Raw genomic sequence first — 19,083 nt, 5'->3', positions numbered from 1 at the left:
ACACAGAAATCAGAATTGATTTGGTGCGGGCAGTCTTTTGTACGTATCGAAAATAACAAACTATAAACGATGTCAGAAGCAACTCCAATGTCTCAAAGCTATTCAGGCTACTGATATTCCTTGATGTCAGATGCTGCGTGCTGTTTCATAGCCATCATGAATAGCATCCTTGATGGTCCCTGTATGATTTGCATCTCCAATCATGTGATAGGTCATACCGCATTCCTCTAACAGAAGCTTCAAGGTTGGATCACTATGGTAGCCAACTGCAAAAATCAGTGTATCAGCATCATCTATGCATTCCGTCCTACCATTTTTTGTATAATAAATTTTATCCTTTTCAACCTTTTCCACCGTGGCTTCACAAATCAGATTTACATGCTTTTTCAGCATACGCTGTACGAGCAGACTGCGGCCGGGACCGGATTCAGCTACCATGATATCTTTCGTCATTTCCAAAACAGTTATCACCCGATCTCTTGGATAACGGTCATAAACTAGGGGAGCAAGATAATCAGCGGTTTCACATCCTACAGAGCCGCCTCCCAGGATGACAATGTTTTTACCGGGGAATGCGTTTCCTGCCAGAATATCATCGGCGGTAGCCCACTGCTTGAACCCGGTAAAGGCTTTTATAATTGATGGAACGGCACCATTGGAGGCAATCACCTCATAATCAGCAAATTCTCCTTGCAGCATTGCTTTCTCAACTTTGCAATTCAGGCGTACTTCAACACCTGCCTGCATAAGGCGGCGTGCCATATATTTAATAACTCTGCTGAGATCCTGCTTGGCAATAGGTACTGCTGCCAGCTTCATCAATCCTCCCAGCGCATCACTTTGTTCACACAGAATGACATGATGACCTTTTCTTTTCGCCACAAAAGCTGCCTCCATACCAGCAGGCCCTCCACCAATGACCAGAATTTTTTTCTTAACCTCGGCAGGCTTAAGCGTGTCTTCATTTTCCAGCTCAAAGGATGGATTTACCGTACAGGCTACCCGTTTGCCAAACATAATTCCATTTAAACAGCGCAGACAGCCAATGCACGGACGGATATCATCGTCCTTTCCGCATTTTGCTTTATTGGCAAAATCAGGATCACACAGGTTGGCACGACCGATCATGCATATATCTGCTTTTCCATTGGCTATGAGCTCATCCGCAATCCAGGGTTCTGTAATCCGACCTACTGTTGCGACTGGAATATTTACGTGTTTTTTTATTTCCTGAGACAGATGAGCATGCACTCCAGGCTTTGTCCCTGCCGCAGGAATTGCACTGCCGCGCTTAATGGTAGTGCCGCCGGATACATGCAGCATATCTGCCCCATGTGTCTCCAGCTGCTTGGAAACATAAATCATATCATCGAGGTTCAATCCGCCATCACTATATTCATCTCCCGAGATTCTCACATCGATGATGAAATCAGGGCCGCATACACTCCGAACTTCTTCAACAACCTCCAGTGTAAGCTTCAATCTTCCATTGATATCTCCCCCATATTCATCACAGCGTTTGTTGTAAAGCGGTGTCAGAAAACCGCCAAGAAGACCATGCGCATGTGCAGCGTGAATTTCCACACCGTCACCCCCTGCCTGCTTAACACGAAGGGCTGCTTCTCCAAACTGGCGTATGATAACCTTCAGCTCTTCAATTGTAACCGGACGGGGAGCTTCTTTTGCATAGGAAGGTCCCACATTGGAAGGGGCAATCAGACGTGGTGTGCCTGGAATAGGGAATGCCATATAGGCAGGGTGAAACAGCTGTGGAAGGATCTTGGCACCATACTGATGCACTGCATCTGTTAGCTTCTTCCACCCGGGGATAAAGGAATCATCGTGAATCGACATATCCCCGGGCAGATAGATGTAGGTAGGCTCCACAGTTGTCACCTCGGTAACAATCAGTCCGACACCTCCCTTGGCTCTGGCCTCATAATGCTGTATAAGCTCATCCGTAATATAGCCCTTATCTGCCAGATTTGTAGAAATCGGAGGCATAAACACACGATTTTTGATGGTTGTATGCCCTACTTTAATTGGTGAAAATAAATGATGATAGGTGTTCATTTTAACATCTCCTTTACTGATATTTTATCACGAATCAGAATAGTAATCGCTGCCATGCATTGATGATATCCGGCATATTTTGTTGTGTTTTTACATTTGATGAGTTAGAAAAAGACAAAAAAAGGAGGCTGCTGGAAAGCTATTTGCGAATAACCTCCATTACAAGCTCCTCATCTGTCTGTGTTATTGTTGTTTTTGTAATCAGCTCATGCTGAATTCGGCATTGGATATGACCTTCCTGCTGCGTGATTTTTATACCGTCATTTTCATATAAAACCTCCTGTGTATCTGCTATAAGATGCTCCAGTAGTTCTTTTTGTTCAATATCAAAGCTCATACTCTGTTCTTTATGATTTTCATTCATTTTAATGTTTTGTGTGAATTTCTTGCGATAGTCACTGGGTACAATGCCGTATAATTCACGGAATGCGGCAGTATAGGATTTGGAATTCGGCATTCCGCAGTCAGCCGCGATCTGCTCTATGGAATCCTTACCCTCCAGCAAGGCCTCCAAAGAAGCCCGGATTCTGACATATGCGAGATATTTGACAAAGGAGATACCGGTATATTTTTTAAACAGCTTTGATGTGTAGGAAACACTGAAGGACAGTGTTTTAGCGACATCCTCCAAATGCAGTTCACTTGAAAAATGGCAGTCAATGTATTGAATCGCCTTCATATAGTTTTCATGATGGACAGATTGCAGAGGAAGCCGCTCTACCGGATACTGCCGATGATTGCTGGCAATGTAGACAAGCTCCATCATGATGGCGTTCATCTGAAACATACTGCTTTCTCCCCGTAGCAGCATCCGGACCAGTTCTCCTATTTTGTTTCGCAGCCTGCACAGCAGCCGGTAATTTTTCGATCGTGTACAGATCATGGATTCAAAGGCTTCCTCTATATTTCCGCACATGCCTGCAGAGAATCGGGAAAAATCAATATGCAAAGTAAGGATAACGCTTTTATCATTATCCATCTGTCGGATCATGTGAATATCGTTTGGCGCAACAATCACCAGTTCATGTTCCTTAATACCTGCTGTAAAATGCTCTGTAACTGCTTCGTAGGCACCCTTTAATACATACGAAATTTCCAGACTCGATTGTCTGGAGAAAACCTGTCGCTTAAAACTGTTAATGCTCAAGCTCAGAGGATATCCGAATTTCTGTCCGGAAAAATCATAATAATGCTGCATATTCTGCATACTGCCGCCTCCCTTGTATCTACACTCTATCTTAGTGTTTTTTCTACCAGGAAACAAGACCTATTCACTTTCCTATGCAAATGTTGAAAGATGCAGCTATTTTTTGTTGCATTTACCTGTGATGCATTTGCCAATGTGTGCTGTTTCTGCGATAATACATACGGATGAAAAACTGAAATGAAATCGGAGGAAACTATATGATCAAGGAAATTGTGAAGGATACATTTTTGCTCAGCCGTCGTTGTGAGGCTGCTACGCTGGATGATCTGCAGACGGTTCAGGATCTGCAGGATACATTGCAGGCACATGCGGATCATTGTGTCGGGATGGCAGCAAATATGATAGGTGTTCTGAAACGTATCATCGTATTTCAGGATGGCGGAAGCTATGTATCAATGCTGAATCCTGTGATAATAAAAACCGGAGATAAGCGCTATACTGCCGAGGAAGGATGTCTCTGCCATAGTACACAGAAGAAAGCCTTACGATATGAGAAAATCAAGGTATCCTACATGGATTGCTGTGGGAAAAAGAAAATTAAAACCTATGAGGGCTTTTGTGCACAGATTATTCAGCACGAGCTGGATCATTGTGACGGTATACTGATATAATGAATTGAAAAAAACCTTGCCTTTTGCTGTAATTTATTCTGAATGGGCAGTATTTGTTTTTCAAATAAGTGATGATCAGTATAATGCTGTCATACCTGCTTGTTCCCAAGGGACATCCGTAAGCGCTGAATAGTCTGCAGGTTCCCTGAGGGCTTTCAGGCATCACACGAAAACAAAGGTGGCAAAGATTTGGCTTCATCCGTCCTTTTGCCTCTCCTGATGCTATATATGGCCATTCTCGAATACGGTTGATCCTGTGGTGATAAGGATTCCATTATTTTATAAAAGTTTACCTTTGTAATATGGAGACGGATATAGGGAAAATGTGTATAATAAAGATAACCAAATAAAGAAGGATGATATTATGAATCATACAGCGGATGCAAAGCAGTTCTGCCATCATCTCTGGCATCAGTATCTGGAGGAACGCTCCTATGAGATACCCGGCGGATATTTCAGTCCGCAAATCAGTGTGATAGGAACCGGTAAGCACGAGGTTTCACACTCGTTATAGGAATTTGCTGTATTACTGGAGAGAGAAGAAAAACAGTGGAACGGCACCTTTGTCATCGAGCAGGAAGCATACCAGGCCAGACAGTTAAGTGACAATGTATATATGGTATACGGAGAACTCGATGTGAATGAGGATGCAAGAGATCGAATCAATTATGAGCTGCACTTTCGTTTTACGATTATTTTGCAGTATACGCCGTCCGGCTGGGAGCTTCTCCATGTACATCAGTCTGTACCGGATATCAACCAGTGCAGCGATGAATTTTTTCCTAAGCGCCTGATTGAACAGAGCAATGAGCAGCTGCGCGAGAAAATCGCACAGAAAACAAGAGAATTGCAGGAAAGCAACAAGGCAGTCCTATATTACTCCCATCATGATTATTTAACGAAGCTTACAAATCGCTATTACTGCGAAAAACAGATTGAAGAACAACTGCGTAACGGGAAGCAGGGAACAATTCTAATGATGGATGTTGACCACTTTAAATTTTATAATGACACATATGGTCATCCTGTGGGAGACCGGATTCTAATTACGCTTGCACAGGCTTTGCAAAAAACCTTTTCAAAGGATATCGTGTCAAGGATTGGCGGGGATGAATTTCTTGTTTACTGCCCCCGACATTTGGACAACTGCATGCTGGAACACATTCTCGCACAATTTCGTGAGCACTGGGAGGATGAACAAAGGCAGTTTCCCTTTACACAGCACATCACGCTCAGCATTGGTGTCACTTATTTTCCGGAGCACGGCAGTACCTATCAGGAGCTGTTTCAAAAGGTCGACACCTCCATGTATAACTCCAAAAAGGGCATGCATAGTTACAGGATTTACGCTGATGAGGAATAGATGAAATCGCATCTCTTAAACAGGGATGTTTTTTCTTACCTGCCGGAAACTCAGGCAGCTGACAGATATGACAACAATGGGAAGATGGAAAGCAGTATTTACTATAGACAGAAGAACGCGTTGCCTTTATAATTAAGAGCGAATGAATGAAAAAAAGCATAACAGGTGTATGAAAATACCGAACAAGGAATGGAAGCGAACATCTTCAGCTGCCCCAGCAACCGTGATATGGACGAAATTCAGAAACCATTGTACCAATCTGGTATGAGAAGGTGAAGAGTAGGATGAAATTAAGCCGGGAGACTTGCCTGTTATGCAAACAGAGTTTTCTGCTGGGTGTGGAGAATATAGTTTTTTTATATGTTTTCTGCCCGCTGTCGTTAAGAAAGTGAGGGTGAAAAAATGAGTGTTGAATATTGTGCATATCCTTTTCTGAAGGAAAAAAGTCACCTGTGCGATTATGAGATAGCAACGGATCGTCTGGCATCCATGCTATCCGTGGCAAGACACCACATCCGTCATATTCCGCAGGAGGACCTCCTTCAACTGATGGAAATGATCTATCACGCCAATGGATCCATCCGGGGAGCGTGTGCCATAGGGGAGGCTGAACTGAAAAAGCTGAATACCTTCTATGCACGTTACCATATTGAGATGGATCGTTTTGTCCTGCCCGACGGCTGTATTGGTGCCAGCCATCTGCATGTGCTGCGTGCAGAAGTCAAGGCTGTTATCCGCATCATGCATCAGATACAGTGTGAGGGAAAGCCGGTGGAAGCCATCCTGTTTGATTTTATGAATCTGCTATCCAATACCTTTTTCATGATGTGCCTGTATGAGAATGCACAGGACGGTATAAGGGAAAGAGAATTTATTAGCAGGTCCTATGTATGAAGGCAAGAGAGCTTTGCTTCATAGCCGTTATCGCTTCGATTGAAGCTGTCGTGTTTACATCATTTTCATTCATTCTATATCTGGAATGCATTACATTTACCATTGTGGTATTTGCGATGACATTTCAGACAAGGCAGGCTGTTCTGGGTGCAGTGGTGTTTACCATACTCAATCTGAGTACCCAGGGGGTAGCCCCATGGTCGATGATGTATTGTCTGATTTATCCGCTGTACAGTCTGTTCGTAGGCTGCAGCAGGAAATTCTTAAACAGACATTTCTTCGCACTGGTATTCACCTGTGGCTTTCTGTCATTTTTGACAGGTCAGCTGGTACAGCTGCCGTTTATGCTGATTTCGGGAAAAATAACAGCGATTTATATTCTTATGGGATTAAAGACCTCTCTTATTCAGGGCTTTATGTCCATGGCGCTTTGTGCCATCTGTTATAAACCGATAGCAGCTGTTTTAAACCATATGGAAAGGAGATTGCAAAATGGGAAAGCTATGTAAAATTTTATTGGTATCTGCCATGCTGCTTGTTGGCGGATGCTCTTCAAAGGAAAGTGAAAAGAAAGAGCCTGTAAGTGACAATACGGAAAAAACAACGCTTAAAATCACGATTCAGGACGAGGTTAACAAAAAGGAACTATTCAGTGGGGATGTGAGTGTAGAGGGGAAGGTCGAAACACTTGCGGACTTTCTGGAAAAGGCGAAGGATTTGAATGTAGTAATGGAAGACGGGCAATATGGAAAAACCATTATGGCTATGAAGGGTGTGGAAACCAAGGACTTTAATAAGGGGCCATGGTGGCTGTATGAATCCGAGAATAACGAATCCTGCAAGGCTGCCGGAAGCTGTGATGCTGCAAGCAGTCTGAAAATTAAGGATGGAGATGACTTTACCTTTACGTATACTGCATCCTATTAACCAGCAATTGCTCTTTCATAAAAACCGTAACTGACAGTATTACAACGTTCATAATTGCTTTGCAAGAAAAAGGCGGTATGGAGAAAGACAATTATACAGCATCCTACATGAAAAAGCCGTATTCTTGGTCATCTGTAAAGGCCGTACTGGATACGGCTTTTCATGTGCTCTTTTATTTGAAGAATACCTGCAGAATCTGGAAGATATTGTGAAATTTCAGCCTCTGTGAATGATATTGACGGTTTGCATATACTGTTTCCTGGAATTAAGTGAAATGTAAGGAAGTCTTTCCATAGGCTCTGGTATAATGTGTGTGAAGGATTGCGGAAAGCATCATGCATGGATAACGCAAGCAGTATGATTGACAGATGAAGTACAGGAGGAATGGACATGAATATACTGGTAGTGGATGATGAAAAGGAAATTGCCGGGCTTGTGGAAATTTATTTAAAAAATGAAAATTATAAGGTGGATGTATGCTATACAGGGACACAGGCTCTGCAGAATATACGGACACGTTCCTACGATCTGGCCATATTGGATGTCATGCTTCCGGATATGGATGGCTTTAGCATTTGTAGGACCATTCGTCAGAACTACACATGGCCCATTATCATGCTGACAGCGAAGGAGCAGGATATTGATAAAATCAATGGATTGATGATCGGGGCTGATGATTATATGACTAAGCCGTTTCAGCCGCTGGAGCTGATTGCCCGCGTCAAGGCGCAGCTTAGAAGATACAAGCGCTATAATGTTCAGCAGAAGGCAAAGGAGCTAAGTTATCTGGGACTTGTCATGAATCAGGAACAGCATATATGCAGGTTGAATGAGAAAGACCTGAATCTTACACCGATTGAATTTCGTCTTTTATGGTATCTGTGTGAGCGTCAGGGAAAGGTTGTCAGTGCAAGGGAGTTGTACACCGCAATCTGGCAGGAGGAATATCTCTCATCCAGCAACAATACCCTGATGGTACATATCCGGCATATCCGTGAAAAGATGAAGGATCGCGGAGAACACCCGCGCTATATACAAAATGTCTGGGGTGTGGGCTATAAGCTGGGAGAAACACTATGAAACGCACTGTATGGATACTGCTTGCAGCAATCGCAGTGGTCGCTGGAGTTTATATCGCTGCGGATCTGCTGGGCAACGGTATGCTGCGGGAATTTTTGTCCGAACAGTTTTTCTATATGGAAGAATATACGGATACGACAGGTATCCTGCATCAGTATCTTTCTCCCAACTGGTATCGAATCAAGCAGCTGTTTTTTTTGCTGACGGCACTGGTTGTTGTAATTTGTATTGTCTGCGTGCGGACACAAAGCAGCCGTGTCGCTATGAAGCACAGGGCAGAGATAGAAAAGGCGATGGAAACGGCCCTGCATCAGTTTTTGGAGGATCGCGATTTTTATCTTCCGGAGGGCTTTGGTAATATAGAGGCACTTCTGCTGCAGATTCGAGCAAAGGAACAGAAGCAGCTGGCAATGCTGGAGAAACAGACACGTCAGAAGCATGATTTGATATCGTATCTGGCCCATGACATGAAGACACCGCTGGCTTCAGTCATCGGGTATCTGAACCTATTGAACGATGTATCGGATGTTCCAAAAGCACAGCGGGATACCTACATCCGTATCACCCTTGATAAGGCGGAACGACTGGAACAGCTGATTGATGAATTTTTTGATATAACGCGCTTTAATCTTCATGATATCGTTGTTTCAAGAGGGAGGATTGCGTTGGATTTTCTGCTGGAACAGCTAAAGGAGCAGTTCTATCCGACTCTGCTTGCACAGCATAAGGAGCTGAAGCTGGATATTGCAGAGGGCTCTGTTTGCTACGGTGATGCGGATAAGCTTGCCAGAGCTTTCAATAATGTATTGAAAAACGCTATTTCCTATAGCTATCCCAATACCGTGATACGGGTAGCAGTCAAACAGGAAGCAGAGCATATCCTGCTGGAATTCCACAATCAGGGGGATGAAATTCCAGAACAGAAGCTGGAGATGATTTTCGAAAAATTCTTCCGACTGGATAAGGCCAGATCCACAGCATCCGGTGGAGCCGGTCTTGGTCTTGCAATCGCAAAGGAAATCGTCGAGGCCCACGGAGGCAGCATTTATGCGGACAGTAATATGGAGGAAACAGTTTTCTATATAAAGCTTCCCATGCCCGCAACGGATACAGAGCTGCAGTCAGCATGATTGATGTGCTGCATCTGGAGGCAGAGAATGTACAAGGCTACAAACTGTAACCAATGCTCTTGGTTTATGATGAAAGCACCTGCGGGTGTTTTTTTTTCGACGAGAAAGCTGTTATGCAGTGAATGCGTTTTTGCTGCGGATAAGATTGGAGAAGACTATTTGATAAACGAAACAGAATACGCTGGCTGATTATGCTGTTTCAATTTACGGATAACATGGATTTCAGACTGAAAAAGGGCATCCGCTGTGTGGGTGCTGCGATGTTTATGTTTACCGCGCTTGTAATTTTTTTATATGGAAGTACTTGCTTTTGACCTCATTCTAATCAACTTCAGCATGTGCCTTTGCCTGAAGCCTTTCAGCGTATGCGAAGTGAACAAACAAGCAACGCAAGGAGTTAAGTGATAATTAAGTAAGTGCTAAGTCTGTGTTTTCAACTATCTGTGCAATTCATGGTTCAATAGAGTCATGAAGGAGCTGATACGATGAAACGATTTAAAAAACTGCTGCTGGCTGGTGTACTGATTACAAGTCTTGTCTGTTATTTACGACCGATGATTTCCAAGGAGGATAAGGTGAATCTTCAAATCAGAAACACAGAAGAGCAGCCGATCAAGATAAGCAGCGAATTATACAGTAAGAATTATATCCTTATCCGGCAAAAGGATAGCAAGGTGATGCTGAAGGAAAGGGAAGAAGAAGCGATTGCTCCGGCATCCTTAACCAAGCTTATGACGGTATATACGGCATTGCAGCATATTGATGATTTGCAGAAAACCGTACGTATTCCAGCCTCCATATTCCCGCAGCTGGAAAAGGAGCAGGCGTCAATGGCCGGTTTTTTACCGGATGAGGAGGTGACCTATGAGGATTTGATTTATGGAGCATTACTGCCAAGCGGCGCTGATGCATGTATGACCCTGGCCATTTCACTGTATGGCAGTGAGGACGCATTTGTTGCCGAAATGAATGCGCAGGCTGAAAAACTGAAGCTGAAGCAAACCAGATTTCAAAACTGTACAGGACTTGATGAAGCCGGGCATGTGAGCAGCGTCCGTGATATTGCATGGATACTGGACGAGGCATTAAAGCTTCCTAAATTTGCAGAGGCTTTTCATGCAACCAACTACGTTATGGCTCCCAGCAATATGCATCCGGAAGGAATGACCATCTATTCCACTATGCGGATGACCATGGATCAAAACGAGTTGTCACAGGATGATATTTTGGGCGGGAAGACCGGATATACAAAGAAAGCCGGTCTATGTCTTGCCACACAGGCACGTATCCATGAGGAAACGTGGTTGTTTGTCAGCGCTCATGCGTCTGGTTCTGCTACAACAAAGCCATATCACATTCTGGATGCGATAAACGTGTATGAAGCTCTCGCAAGGCTTTATGCATAAGTCTGAATCCGGTAATGAAAGTAAGAGACAATCGCAAGGCTGTATGCATAAGCCTGAATCCGGAGGTGGAAATAAGAGGCAATCGCCCGGCACAGCTTGTCTGACTACAGGCAGATTCATCTCAGGAAAAACAAGGCAGACATACAGCTTAAGACTGTGTTCACGGCATTGTCTATGATTCACTGTTAAAGGTGGTATTCTCTGTGCTGCAACATATCCGGTTTAAGATTCAGGAAAATACAAAGGCAGACCATATGCGGTGTATACGGTACGTGGTCTGTCTTTTCTACATATCAGGCATGCACGCAGCATTTCTCTATCATAGTGTCCCTCGGTTCCCTTTTTTATGGTGTTGCTTTTTCTAATCATACAAAAGATAAAAAAGCACACGATCGGTGGAATACACTGTGCCATGGATTATCAGATGGAAGCACGGATGTTGGAATGTTGGTTGGAAGTGATACATACATAAAGGGTATCGTACTGGTAATGAGGCTTACTGTTATCGCGGGTCTATGAGATATGCACCCCATAAAAGCAATTCCTATAGATATCGGAGTAAAATACCTCAGTTTTTCCGGCATATGCACTGATTTAAAACATGCAATACAACAAATCACCCGTTTTTCAGCTGATTTGTTGTTGCAATCTTTTTACCGTTTTCTCTGACCATCTGAAGCAGGTGGAACCTCAAGCTTATATCCTCTGTTTTATCTACGGTGTAGATAGCTTCTATTATCAAAATGTGAGGATAGCCTAACTTAAAGTTTTTATGATAAACAGTATATAACAGTTGACAACAGTTATATACTGTTATATACTGTTTGTGAACAGAGGAGGTATCTTATGAAAATCATTATTAACAACTCTTCTATGACTCCGATTTATGAACAGGTAGTAGAGCAAATAAAGGCTATGATCCTGAGCGAGGAGCTGGAGGAAGGCGATATTCTGCCATCTGTTCGTTCTCTATCCAAGGAACTGAAAATATCCGCTCTGACAGTCAAGAAAGCGTACGATAATCTGGAGGCTGAAGGATTTGCGGTTACTGTTCATGGCAAGGGCACCTATGTAGCCGGACTGAACAGGGCCCTGGTGATGGAGGAACATAAGAAGGAAATCGAAGCCGATTTGGACAAGGCCATTCAAAAAGGCAGAAGCTGCGGGATGGAGGACAGCGACCTGCTGGAACTGTTCCATCTGCTATTGGAGGAATGAATATGCTGAAACTGCAAAATGTTGTGAAAAACTACGGTGCCTTTTCTCTGCACTGTTCGCTGGAGCTGAAAAGCGGACAGATCAGTGCGCTGATCGGGCAAAATGGTGCTGGTAAAAGCACAACCTTTAAAGCCATTCTGGGATTGATTTCCATTGATGGCGGGGAAATTGAGGTATTGGGAAAGCCTGTACAGGAGCTGACACCGGAGGAAAAAGAATATGTGGGTGTCGTATTATCTGATTCCGGCTTCAGTGGATATCTGAATATCAAGGATATCCTTCCCGTAATGGACAATATGTACACGAAATTTGAAAAAGCGGAATTTCTGCGACAGTGCCAGAGATTTGCGTTGCCGATGGATAAACAGATTCGGGATTTTTCAACCGGAATGAAGGCCAAGCTAAAGGCATTGATTGCTCTTTCCCATCATGCGAAGGTGCTTATTCTTGATGAACCGACAGCCGGTCTGGATGTGGTCGCAAGGGATGAACTGCTGGATTTGCTTCGGGAGTACATGGAACAGCATGAGGATGCCTGTATGCTGGTTAGCTCCCATATCTCTTCCGATCTGGAGGGACTGTGTGATGATCTGTATATGATTCATGAGGGAAAGATTGTTATGCATGAGGATACAGATGTGTTGCTGAGTGATTACGCTTTGCTGAAGATGGATGAACGGCAGTATGCGGATTTGGATAAGCGCTATTTGCTGCGCCGGCGCAAGGAACCCTATGGCTATGCTGTACTGACCAGCCAAAAACAGTTTTATATGGAAAACTATCCGCAGCTTACTGTGGAAAAAGGGTCCATTGATGATGTGATTATGATGATGATACGAGGTGAACAGATATGAAAGGTTTATTGATTAAGGACTTCAAGCTGATGAAAAATCAGAAGAATTTCTTCTTTATCATGATATTTATAGCGGCAGCCATGTTGTTTGCTGAATTTGAATCAACCTTCGTTGTCAGCTATTTCACAATGATCGCTTCTATGTTTGTGCTGAGTACGATCAGCTATGACGAATATGACAACGGCTATGCCTTTCTGTTTTCCATGCCTTTTTCCAGAACGTCCTATGTGAAGGAAAAATATGTATTCTCTATTTTAGTTGGAGGCGGTGCATGGCTGCTTTCGGTGGTACTGTCGGGAATTCTCATTACTATTCGCAATCCGCAGATAAGCGTCATGGACTGGCTGCCGATTGATCTGCTATATATTTGCATCGTCCTTCTGTTTGCGGCTGTCATGATCCCTGTACAGCTGAAATTCGGCGGAGAACGGGGGAGAGTAGCATTGCTGCTTACCGTTGGTGTTGCCGTGCTGGGAAGTATGGGAGTCATAAAGCTTCTTGAAATACTGCAGGTAGATCTGGATGCTGTTCTGGCATCTATGAGTACAATGAATATGATGCAGATCGGAGGTGCTGCAGGGATATTCTCGGTAGTGCTGCTTGCGATATCCTACCGCATCAGCTGTCGTGTTATGAAAAACAAAGAATTCTAAAGCAATCATAAAACGATATATAGGGATAGCCGACACCGGGCTGTCTCTTTTCTTTTGGAAAGGCTTCTAGAAAAAAGGACTCTCAAAGTGTAAAGGGGGGTGACGCAGTCAAGGGTAATTGACAGGGCTGTAATAGCAAGGCGGAAGCAGTCGGATCATAGGAATTTACTACTTTCGGTTTTTCAGCTTTTTATATGCGTACCCTGATCTGCGTAAGAGGCATGGTAAAATCATACGTGTAGTATTCTGTAAATACCTTTCACGTACATGAAAGGTTAAATCAGCTCATGTATCGCTCCATCTCCTCTGCTTCAGCTTTTTCATAATTTCGATACAGGTCACTCAGTACGGACATGGAGGTTTGTGTTCTGCGATTTTTAGCAGTGTGCAAATACTGGTGTGATACGATATACACATCTTTAGCTTTCTTCATGCAGTATTTCTTTAAAGGCTGCCTGCTGTATCCGGAACAATTTAAAAATACAGTGACTGCTTTAAAATTACGGGAAAGCCATTCCTTTTACGGGAATGGCTTTGTCAACCTACGATTGCTGCATAGGTTTCATAGATGGAATTCCATGTATAACGTCCGACGAGTCCATCTACGGCCAGACCGAATTCCCGCTGATAGGCACGTACGGCGCGATCCAGTCCTGGTCCGAAGCGGCTGTCAACGGTTACAGATGGAATGGATGGATAGCTTTCTGAGATAATGGAAAGGAAATACTGCAGCTGTTGCACTTCGATGCCGACATCCCCCTGACGCAGCACCTTTCCGGTCCATAAACCGGTAAAATAACCTTCCAATCTGCCAAGACTTCCCAGCTCCGCCAGCTTGCGGACTGCGACATAAATTCGGGAAATCTGATACCAGGTGGACTGCCCGACAATCCCATCTACGGTAAGGTCAAACTGCCGCTGAAAGGCTCTTACCGCACTCTCTGTTTGCGGTCCGAAAACAGCATCGGGTGGATAGATTAACGGAATGTTGGGATAATTGACAGCGATTCCGTTCAACAGCTCCTGAATGATAAACACCGGCTGACCGCTGCTTCCAAGCCGCAGGGCATAGCCGGGATAGGAAGGGGTGTACGGCTGCCAGTTATCTGTTTCCAGAAATTGCATTTGATCACCGTAATAATATCGGATGATGCCATAGGAATCATATCCGCGATTTGCCAGATCGAGTGTTCCCCACTGCTTCAGCCCCGGACACTGAGCTCTTTTTCCATCGCAATATTCCGCATAATACGGCTCCCTGTAAAACGGTTTTTTCAGATAATCTCCCATAACCTCATCCACAACCGCAGCGATATTATCATAGATATTACGACCGGGAACAAATGCCTGATCAAAGGCTGTGGAATTGGTGATATCAAAGGAATACCCTCTGCTTCGATACCATTCCGTGTAAATACGGTTTAGGGCAAGGGACATCTGACACCAGATATTTGCCCGCAAAGCTTCATACGGCCATGTCGGATAGATTTCACTGGATGCGACATTCTTGATATAATCGACAAAGCCAATGGTAACATTCTGTGCACTGGCTGTCGGTCTTCCCAGATGAACGGTAATCGTCGTGGGAAGGATGATTTCTTCTAGCATGAGCGACATCCTCCTCCCTCATGAAGCTGATGCTCACCGATATCGATGGTATTGCTTACACTCCGTACCCCGGAATTTTGCATGATAACGGTCAGCGTTGAATCGGTTTCTGCAAATATCTGTACACCGTTGCGGACTTCTGTATCGTAGCCTTCTTTGGCAACGTGAATATCATACTGACCATACGGGCGTGTCAGTGAGTGAATGTCTGTTGAATGCGAGCTATCCGGAGCATCCAATTCAATACGTTGTGTTTTACCGAATTCATCTGTACTGCATTCCATGATAAATATAGATCCGCGCTCATCCCGTCGAAAGACACTGATCTGCGCATTGGGAATGGGCTGTGCGGTTTCCTCCATGGTTTCAACCATGACATATCCTGTAGTGATAATATCACCTCCTTTACAGCGTATGCCGCAAATGTCCGTGGTATCGGGTCAATCGCCTGTCTGTGCCGGCGCGAATTACAGAAATATTTCATGACTGTGATATTTTTGTGATTAACATTACATATACTTGAAAAGGTGAAGATGATGAAAAGAAAAAAATACCTGCTGGGTGCAGGACTGCTTTGTACCATACTGGCAGCATCCTTCTGTCTGTCGCACATTACCTCCGTTTCCGCGAAACGTGCCTTCCATGCACTGGATGGTGTGGAAATCGTATTGGATCCCGGACATGGGGGAAAGGATGACGGTGCTCGCAGCAACGAAGCGAAGGAACAGGAAATCAATCTGAAAATTGCACAGAAGTTGAAGAAGCTACTGGAGGAAGGCGGTGCCCATGTGACGATGACCCGTGACGGTGCCTATGATCTGGCAAGCGAAGGTGCTTCGAACCGCAAACGCGAGGATATGAAAAAGCGTATCGAACTGATCAATCAGGACAAGACGGATCTGTTCATCAGCATCCATTTGAATTCCTATCCTAACACAAGTGTAAAGGGGGCTCAGGCCTTTTATGCTCCAAAGAATGAGGTATCCAAGGTATTTGCGGACATTGTGCAGAAGCATTTCCGCGCACTGACGCAGACGAAGATGACAAGCAAGCCGGGAGATTATTATATTCTGAATAATGCGCAGAAGATCGGTTCTCTTGTAGAGTGCGGATTTCTATCGAATGCAGAGGATCGTGCGAAGCTTATCACCGATGAATATCAGCAAAAGGTGGCGCAGACGCTGTATGACAGTATACTGGAATATTTCAATTTCCTGTCGTGAGAATACCGATAACCGAATGAGAATGTGATTTGAAAGCTGCTGTATAGGCGGGTGTACAGTTTATGGCGAATAGAATGACTGCTTCATAGCAGCCGTAATCTGTAGGACAGGGCAAAGGAGCGCTGTATGTGCTGCTGTAGGATGCGTTTATAGCCGGCTTTGCCTTGATTACAGCCTGTACAGAACTTATCTTATGAAACATACAGAACGAGCTGCTGAACCTTGGATGAGCTCCTGATAGAGATGTTCCCGTTGTGAACGCTATCGGTTATATCTTTGTTATTCAACCGGATTTGTATGGCATAGTTCTTCTGATCTGCATAAAGGTGAAAGGTTCTTCGCTTTCCTTTAAAGAGCGCATATCGTTCACTGCTGTTTCGATGGTGCGCTTTGCCGTCGAACAGAGTACCGCTGCCTCGTACTTCAATCTGCAGCAGACAACGCTCCTGTCTGTCCTGCGGTTCCATGAAAACTGTAATGGCTGAGCAAAGACCCTGTGTTTGCCGCATAAATAGGCAATGTATCACAAACAGAAATAGTCCTGTACAAAGGATAATTTTGGTCAGATAAAAAAATGTTTTTCTCATGTGCTTCCTTTCCTGTGCAAAAATCAAGATACACATCGTGAACAGAAAAGCCCTGTACCACATAATATGCATTATGTAGTACAGGACATTGTTAGTGTGCAGGAGGCAGGACTGCAATTAAAGGCAGGGAAACGGTCAGCTGGGCAAATGATCTGTTTAAGAAAAAAAGATGAATAGCTGATGATATCTTCCTCAGTTATGTAAGAATATATGGTAAAATATACCTGTAAGCAGAATATGAGTGCTACCACATAATGCATATTATGTGGTATTTTTCAACAGAGGCGTACCAGATCCATGCGGGACAGTGTCTTCTCATATTCCTGAAAGCTGGTCATCGTATACACCCTGGTGGTCTCAATGGAGGAGTGCCCGAGGATATCCGCCAGTCGAACCACATCCTTTTCCATACTGTAGAAGGTGAAGGCGAACAAATGCCGCAGATTATGCGGAAAAACCTTGTTGTTGCTGACATTGGCATGGAGACACAGCTTTTTCATCGCTTTCCAGATATTGCTGCGATCCAGCGGTCTTCCGGAATTCGTGACGAAAACACTGCCGGATGTTATCTTTTTTCTTTTACAGTATGCCAGCAGCTGTTTACGCAGTCTGGATGGAAAGAATATATAGCGGAGCTTACCTTTATTCTGCACGGCTGCCTTTCTGCTTTTTACAGCTTCCACAGTAATGAATCGATGCTCAGATACACGGATTCCGGTCGCGCATATGGTTTGAAGCAGCAGATACATACGCTCATTATGGGTATCCTGCGCTGCTTTTAAAAGTCTGGCATAGTCTTTCTTAGTCAGCTCTCTCTCTTTCTCAATACAGGTTCTTTTCTGTATTTTCAATAGCTTTACCCGATATCCGGGCTGATTGATAAAGGTGAAAAAACAGTTAATTGCAACAAGCATGCTGTTGATGCTTACCGAGGTATAGGATTTCATCAGCTCCTCCTTATACTTTATAATACACTGCTTCGTCAGAGTCTTTTCAGAAGAAAGGTAGGCAAAGAGTCTTGTAATATCCCGGATGTATTTTTGTACGGTCAATGTACTTTTTTCTTCCTCGATTAAATGGATTCTGAAAATATCGATCTGCTCAAATGCTTCTGTATAGTCCATGCTGGTTCCTCCTGTAATCATTGTTATGTACCCTATCATAGCACAAATCCGGCTTTGATCTCACCGGTGTGGCTTGTGGAAAACAGAGAGCATTTCGACTTGACGGCTTTTTGTGATAAAAAAATTAAAAATATGTTGACATCATGTTTTACTTGTGGTATTATTTACAGGCATTCGATGGAAATGGGCCTGTAGCTCAGGTGGTTAGAGCGCACCCCTGATAAGGGTGAGGTCGTTGGTTCAAGTCCATTCAGGCCCACCATCGAATTTCAATATACATGGGGTGTTAGCTCAGCTGGGAGAGCACCTGCCTTGCACGCAGGGGGTCATCGGTTCGATCCCGATACGCTCCACCATATAACATGATCAGGTTATTTACATTTCGCCGAACGGTTAAAAAAGACCTTAATTAAAGGTTTTGAGAGATGTATAACCTGTTTTTTATTTTGTTCTGATTTCCGTGTTATCCATGTTTACATTTCGTGTTTCAGGCATATACTGTTCACTGCGTTGACCAAAGCTCATAAAAAGCGATGATGATTCAGGTTTAAACTTGAAAAATATAATCATCGCTTTTCTTTAGAGAAAAAGATTTTAAAATACTAATTGAAATGAATAATATGAAGCATAGCAAAGCGTGATGACCAGCTTTTGCTTCCTTCCAAGGCTTGTTTTGTTGTACGAAAATGACAGTCAGGCAGGTGATATCGGTATCGCAGGTTTACGTTAGAAAGGTCAGTTCTCTGTTAGGATAAACTGGAAGATACATGGTTGGATCTTTTATGAGTGTTTGACTGATTACAGGAATACAAACCGACTTTTTGCGTTTCTGAATGATCGTATGGCGTTGTGAAAACAATGCATGCTATAATACAGTTGGTAAAAGGGTGTGATTAAATGGATAAAAGCTATCACTGGATCAACGATTCAGTCAAAATTGATTTTGCTTTGCCTTCCATGATTCAGGAGCTGGTGGATGAGCTGGAGGAAATGGATCGGAAGGAAGACTGGTCATACTTTGACAGATGTGGATTCATTGAGAATATTACAAAAGAATTTGTTATCAATAAAGAAATGACCAGCAAACAGAGGGATATCCTATGTCAAAGATATCGTGGAGGATAA

21 protein-coding genes, 2 tRNA genes and 1 riboswitch are annotated in these 19,083 nt (G+C 43.7%); of the genes, 16 read left to right on the top strand and 7 right to left on the bottom strand.

Features of this window, described 5'->3' with window-relative positions:
* Positions 1-126 precede the first annotated feature (126 nt).
* Both ACG3M1_RS18990 and ACG3M1_RS18985 read right to left on the bottom strand, forming a co-directional pair.
* Positions 127-2,073 (bottom strand): FAD-dependent oxidoreductase, encoded by a 1,947-nt coding sequence (locus tag ACG3M1_RS18990; protein WP_008818652.1) that lies wholly within the window; start codon positions 2,071-2,073, stop codon positions 127-129.
* A gap of 139 nt (positions 2,074-2,212) precedes the next feature.
* Positions 2,213-3,280 (bottom strand): helix-turn-helix transcriptional regulator, encoded by a 1,068-nt coding sequence (locus ACG3M1_RS18985; RefSeq protein ID WP_008818653.1) that lies wholly within the window; start codon positions 3,278-3,280, stop codon positions 2,213-2,215.
* Positions 3,281-3,477: 197 nt separating this feature from the next.
* Here ACG3M1_RS18985 and ACG3M1_RS18980 point away from each other — a divergent pair, with 197 nt between their 5' ends.
* From ACG3M1_RS18980 to ACG3M1_RS18925, 12 genes are all read left to right on the top strand, one after another.
* A complete protein-coding gene (locus tag ACG3M1_RS18980; RefSeq protein ID WP_008818654.1) occupies positions 3,478-3,891 on the top strand; it encodes a peptide deformylase in 414 nt (137 codons plus the stop codon).
* A 364-nt stretch (positions 3,892-4,255) separates the two neighbouring features.
* A complete protein-coding gene (locus ACG3M1_RS18975; RefSeq protein WP_008818655.1) occupies positions 4,256-4,405 on the top strand; it encodes a hypothetical protein in 150 nt (49 codons plus the stop codon).
* 15 nt (positions 4,406-4,420) lie between these two features.
* Positions 4,421-5,254 carry a diguanylate cyclase domain-containing protein gene (locus ACG3M1_RS18970; protein ID WP_224721009.1) on the top strand — a complete coding sequence of 278 codons (834 nt, stop codon included), beginning with the start codon at positions 4,421-4,423 and terminating at the stop codon, positions 5,252-5,254.
* Between the two features lie 146 nt (positions 5,255-5,400).
* Positions 5,401-5,581, top strand: a riboswitch (cobalamin riboswitch).
* A 75-nt stretch (positions 5,582-5,656) separates the two neighbouring features.
* A complete protein-coding gene (locus tag ACG3M1_RS18965; protein WP_008818657.1) occupies positions 5,657-6,148 on the top strand; it encodes an ATP:cob(I)alamin adenosyltransferase in 492 nt (163 codons plus the stop codon).
* On the top strand, positions 6,145-6,657 hold the full coding sequence (locus ACG3M1_RS18960; RefSeq protein WP_008818658.1) for a hypothetical protein: 513 nt from the start codon (positions 6,145-6,147) through the stop codon (positions 6,655-6,657). Before ACG3M1_RS18965 ends, ACG3M1_RS18960 begins: the two co-directional genes overlap by 4 nt.
* On the top strand, positions 6,641-7,075 hold the full coding sequence (locus tag ACG3M1_RS18955; protein ID WP_008818659.1) for a DUF4430 domain-containing protein: 435 nt from the start codon (positions 6,641-6,643) through the stop codon (positions 7,073-7,075). The genes ACG3M1_RS18960 and ACG3M1_RS18955 overlap by 17 nt, the downstream gene beginning before the upstream one ends.
* Positions 7,076-7,459: 384 nt before the next feature.
* Positions 7,460-8,155, top strand: coding sequence for a VanR-ABDEGLN family response regulator transcription factor (gene vanR, locus ACG3M1_RS18950; protein ID WP_009588790.1), 696 nt, complete (start codon positions 7,460-7,462; stop codon positions 8,153-8,155).
* The gene (locus tag ACG3M1_RS18945) at positions 8,152-9,285 is read left to right on the top strand and encodes a sensor histidine kinase (RefSeq protein WP_009270535.1); all 1,134 of its coding nucleotides are present in this window, start codon (positions 8,152-8,154) and stop codon (positions 9,283-9,285) included. The genes vanR and ACG3M1_RS18945 overlap by 4 nt, the downstream gene beginning before the upstream one ends.
* Positions 9,286-9,770: 485 nt before the next feature.
* Entirely contained in the window at positions 9,771-10,691 is a 921-nt protein-coding gene (locus ACG3M1_RS18940; RefSeq protein ID WP_395814409.1) for a D-alanyl-D-alanine carboxypeptidase family protein, read from the top strand.
* A gap of 846 nt (positions 10,692-11,537) precedes the next feature.
* Complete coding sequence (locus ACG3M1_RS18935) at positions 11,538-11,909, top strand: GntR family transcriptional regulator (protein WP_002605751.1); 372 nt, start codon at positions 11,538-11,540, stop codon at positions 11,907-11,909.
* Positions 11,910-11,911: 2 nt separating this feature from the next.
* Positions 11,912-12,763: an ABC transporter ATP-binding protein gene (locus tag ACG3M1_RS18930; RefSeq protein ID WP_008818663.1), complete on the top strand. Its 852-nt coding sequence runs from the start codon at positions 11,912-11,914 to the stop codon at positions 12,761-12,763.
* Positions 12,760-13,416, top strand: a complete 657-nt coding sequence (locus ACG3M1_RS18925; RefSeq protein WP_009270534.1) for an ABC-2 transporter permease — start codon at positions 12,760-12,762, stop codon at positions 13,414-13,416. Before ACG3M1_RS18930 ends, ACG3M1_RS18925 begins: the two co-directional genes overlap by 4 nt.
* A 280-nt stretch (positions 13,417-13,696) precedes the next feature.
* Here the strand turns inward: ACG3M1_RS18925 and ACG3M1_RS18920 are convergent, their stop codons facing one another.
* The 3 genes from ACG3M1_RS18920 to ACG3M1_RS18910 all read right to left on the bottom strand — a co-directional run bounded on the left by ACG3M1_RS18920 (position 13,697) and on the right by ACG3M1_RS18910 (position 15,398).
* The gene (locus ACG3M1_RS18920) at positions 13,697-13,849 is read right to left on the bottom strand and encodes a hypothetical protein (protein ID WP_009588891.1); all 153 of its coding nucleotides are present in this window, start codon (positions 13,847-13,849) and stop codon (positions 13,697-13,699) included.
* 104 nt (positions 13,850-13,953) lie between these two features.
* Positions 13,954-15,024, bottom strand: a complete 1,071-nt coding sequence (locus tag ACG3M1_RS18915) for a peptidoglycan-binding protein (RefSeq protein ID WP_008818665.1) — start codon at positions 15,022-15,024, stop codon at positions 13,954-13,956.
* A complete protein-coding gene (locus ACG3M1_RS18910) occupies positions 15,018-15,398 on the bottom strand; it encodes a carboxypeptidase-like regulatory domain-containing protein (protein WP_008818666.1) in 381 nt (126 codons plus the stop codon). Before ACG3M1_RS18910 ends, ACG3M1_RS18915 begins: the two co-directional genes overlap by 7 nt.
* 159 nt (positions 15,399-15,557) lie before the next feature.
* On the opposite strand from ACG3M1_RS18910, the gene ACG3M1_RS18905 reads away from it, so the two are divergent.
* Complete coding sequence (locus ACG3M1_RS18905; protein WP_002605746.1) at positions 15,558-16,247, top strand: N-acetylmuramoyl-L-alanine amidase; 690 nt, start codon at positions 15,558-15,560, stop codon at positions 16,245-16,247.
* A gap of 191 nt (positions 16,248-16,438) precedes the next feature.
* Here ACG3M1_RS18905 and ACG3M1_RS18900 read toward each other — a convergent pair whose 3' ends face one another.
* Positions 16,439-16,834 (bottom strand): hypothetical protein, encoded by a 396-nt coding sequence (locus tag ACG3M1_RS18900; RefSeq protein WP_008818667.1) that lies wholly within the window; start codon positions 16,832-16,834, stop codon positions 16,439-16,441.
* A gap of 275 nt (positions 16,835-17,109) precedes the next feature.
* On the bottom strand, positions 17,110-17,958 hold the full coding sequence (locus tag ACG3M1_RS18895) for a tyrosine-type recombinase/integrase (protein ID WP_008818668.1): 849 nt from the start codon (positions 17,956-17,958) through the stop codon (positions 17,110-17,112).
* Between the two features lie 185 nt (positions 17,959-18,143).
* Here ACG3M1_RS18895 and ACG3M1_RS18890 point away from each other — a divergent pair.
* The 3 genes from ACG3M1_RS18890 to ACG3M1_RS18880 all read left to right on the top strand — a co-directional run bounded on the left by ACG3M1_RS18890 (position 18,144) and on the right by ACG3M1_RS18880 (position 19,083).
* A tRNA-Ile gene (locus ACG3M1_RS18890) sits at positions 18,144-18,220 on the top strand.
* A gap of 18 nt (positions 18,221-18,238) precedes the next feature.
* Positions 18,239-18,314, top strand: a tRNA-Ala gene (locus ACG3M1_RS18885).
* Between the two features lie 541 nt (positions 18,315-18,855).
* On the top strand, positions 18,856-19,083 hold the full coding sequence (locus tag ACG3M1_RS18880; protein WP_002605743.1) for a hypothetical protein: 228 nt from the start codon (positions 18,856-18,858) through the stop codon (positions 19,081-19,083).

Origin of the sequence: Clostridium sp. 10cd*, from assembly GCF_044336395.1 — a bacterium.
GTDB classification, from domain to species: Bacteria; Bacillota_I; Bacilli_A; order Erysipelotrichales; family Erysipelotrichaceae; genus Clostridium_AQ; species Clostridium_AQ innocuum.
The sequence above is the reverse complement of the archived record's forward strand: the minus strand, read 5'-3'. Positions and strand labels throughout refer to the sequence as shown.

Excerpts from the sequence above, each read along its gene's own strand:
- ACG3M1_RS18990 (WP_008818652.1), bottom strand. The coding sequence starts at position 2,073 with ATGAACACCTATCATCATTTATTTTCACCAATTAAAGTAGGGCATACA.
- ACG3M1_RS18985 (WP_008818653.1), bottom strand. The coding sequence starts at position 3,280 with ATGCAGAATATGCAGCATTATTATGATTTTTCCGGACAGAAATTCGGA.
- ACG3M1_RS18980 (WP_008818654.1), top strand. The coding sequence starts at position 3,478 with ATGATCAAGGAAATTGTGAAGGATACATTTTTGCTCAGCCGTCGTTGT.
- ACG3M1_RS18975 (WP_008818655.1), top strand. The coding sequence starts at position 4,256 with ATGAATCATACAGCGGATGCAAAGCAGTTCTGCCATCATCTCTGGCAT.
- ACG3M1_RS18965 (WP_008818657.1), top strand. The coding sequence starts at position 5,657 with ATGAGTGTTGAATATTGTGCATATCCTTTTCTGAAGGAAAAAAGTCAC.
- ACG3M1_RS18960 (WP_008818658.1), top strand. The coding sequence starts at position 6,145 with ATGAAGGCAAGAGAGCTTTGCTTCATAGCCGTTATCGCTTCGATTGAA.
- ACG3M1_RS18955 (WP_008818659.1), top strand. The coding sequence starts at position 6,641 with ATGGGAAAGCTATGTAAAATTTTATTGGTATCTGCCATGCTGCTTGTT.
- vanR (WP_009588790.1), top strand. The coding sequence starts at position 7,460 with ATGGACATGAATATACTGGTAGTGGATGATGAAAAGGAAATTGCCGGG.
- ACG3M1_RS18945 (WP_009270535.1), top strand. The coding sequence starts at position 8,152 with ATGAAACGCACTGTATGGATACTGCTTGCAGCAATCGCAGTGGTCGCT.
- ACG3M1_RS18940 (WP_395814409.1), top strand. The coding sequence starts at position 9,771 with ATGAAACGATTTAAAAAACTGCTGCTGGCTGGTGTACTGATTACAAGT.
- ACG3M1_RS18935 (WP_002605751.1), top strand. The coding sequence starts at position 11,538 with ATGAAAATCATTATTAACAACTCTTCTATGACTCCGATTTATGAACAG.
- ACG3M1_RS18930 (WP_008818663.1), top strand. The coding sequence starts at position 11,912 with ATGCTGAAACTGCAAAATGTTGTGAAAAACTACGGTGCCTTTTCTCTG.
- ACG3M1_RS18925 (WP_009270534.1), top strand. The coding sequence starts at position 12,760 with ATGAAAGGTTTATTGATTAAGGACTTCAAGCTGATGAAAAATCAGAAG.
- ACG3M1_RS18920 (WP_009588891.1), bottom strand. The coding sequence starts at position 13,849 with ATGAAGAAAGCTAAAGATGTGTATATCGTATCACACCAGTATTTGCAC.
- ACG3M1_RS18915 (WP_008818665.1), bottom strand. The coding sequence starts at position 15,024 with ATGCTAGAAGAAATCATCCTTCCCACGACGATTACCGTTCATCTGGGA.
- ACG3M1_RS18910 (WP_008818666.1), bottom strand. The coding sequence starts at position 15,398 with ATGGTTGAAACCATGGAGGAAACCGCACAGCCCATTCCCAATGCGCAG.
- ACG3M1_RS18905 (WP_002605746.1), top strand. The coding sequence starts at position 15,558 with ATGATGAAAAGAAAAAAATACCTGCTGGGTGCAGGACTGCTTTGTACC.
- ACG3M1_RS18900 (WP_008818667.1), bottom strand. The coding sequence starts at position 16,834 with ATGAGAAAAACATTTTTTTATCTGACCAAAATTATCCTTTGTACAGGA.
- ACG3M1_RS18895 (WP_008818668.1), bottom strand. The coding sequence starts at position 17,958 with ATGGACTATACAGAAGCATTTGAGCAGATCGATATTTTCAGAATCCAT.
- ACG3M1_RS18880 (WP_002605743.1), top strand. The coding sequence starts at position 18,856 with ATGGATAAAAGCTATCACTGGATCAACGATTCAGTCAAAATTGATTTT.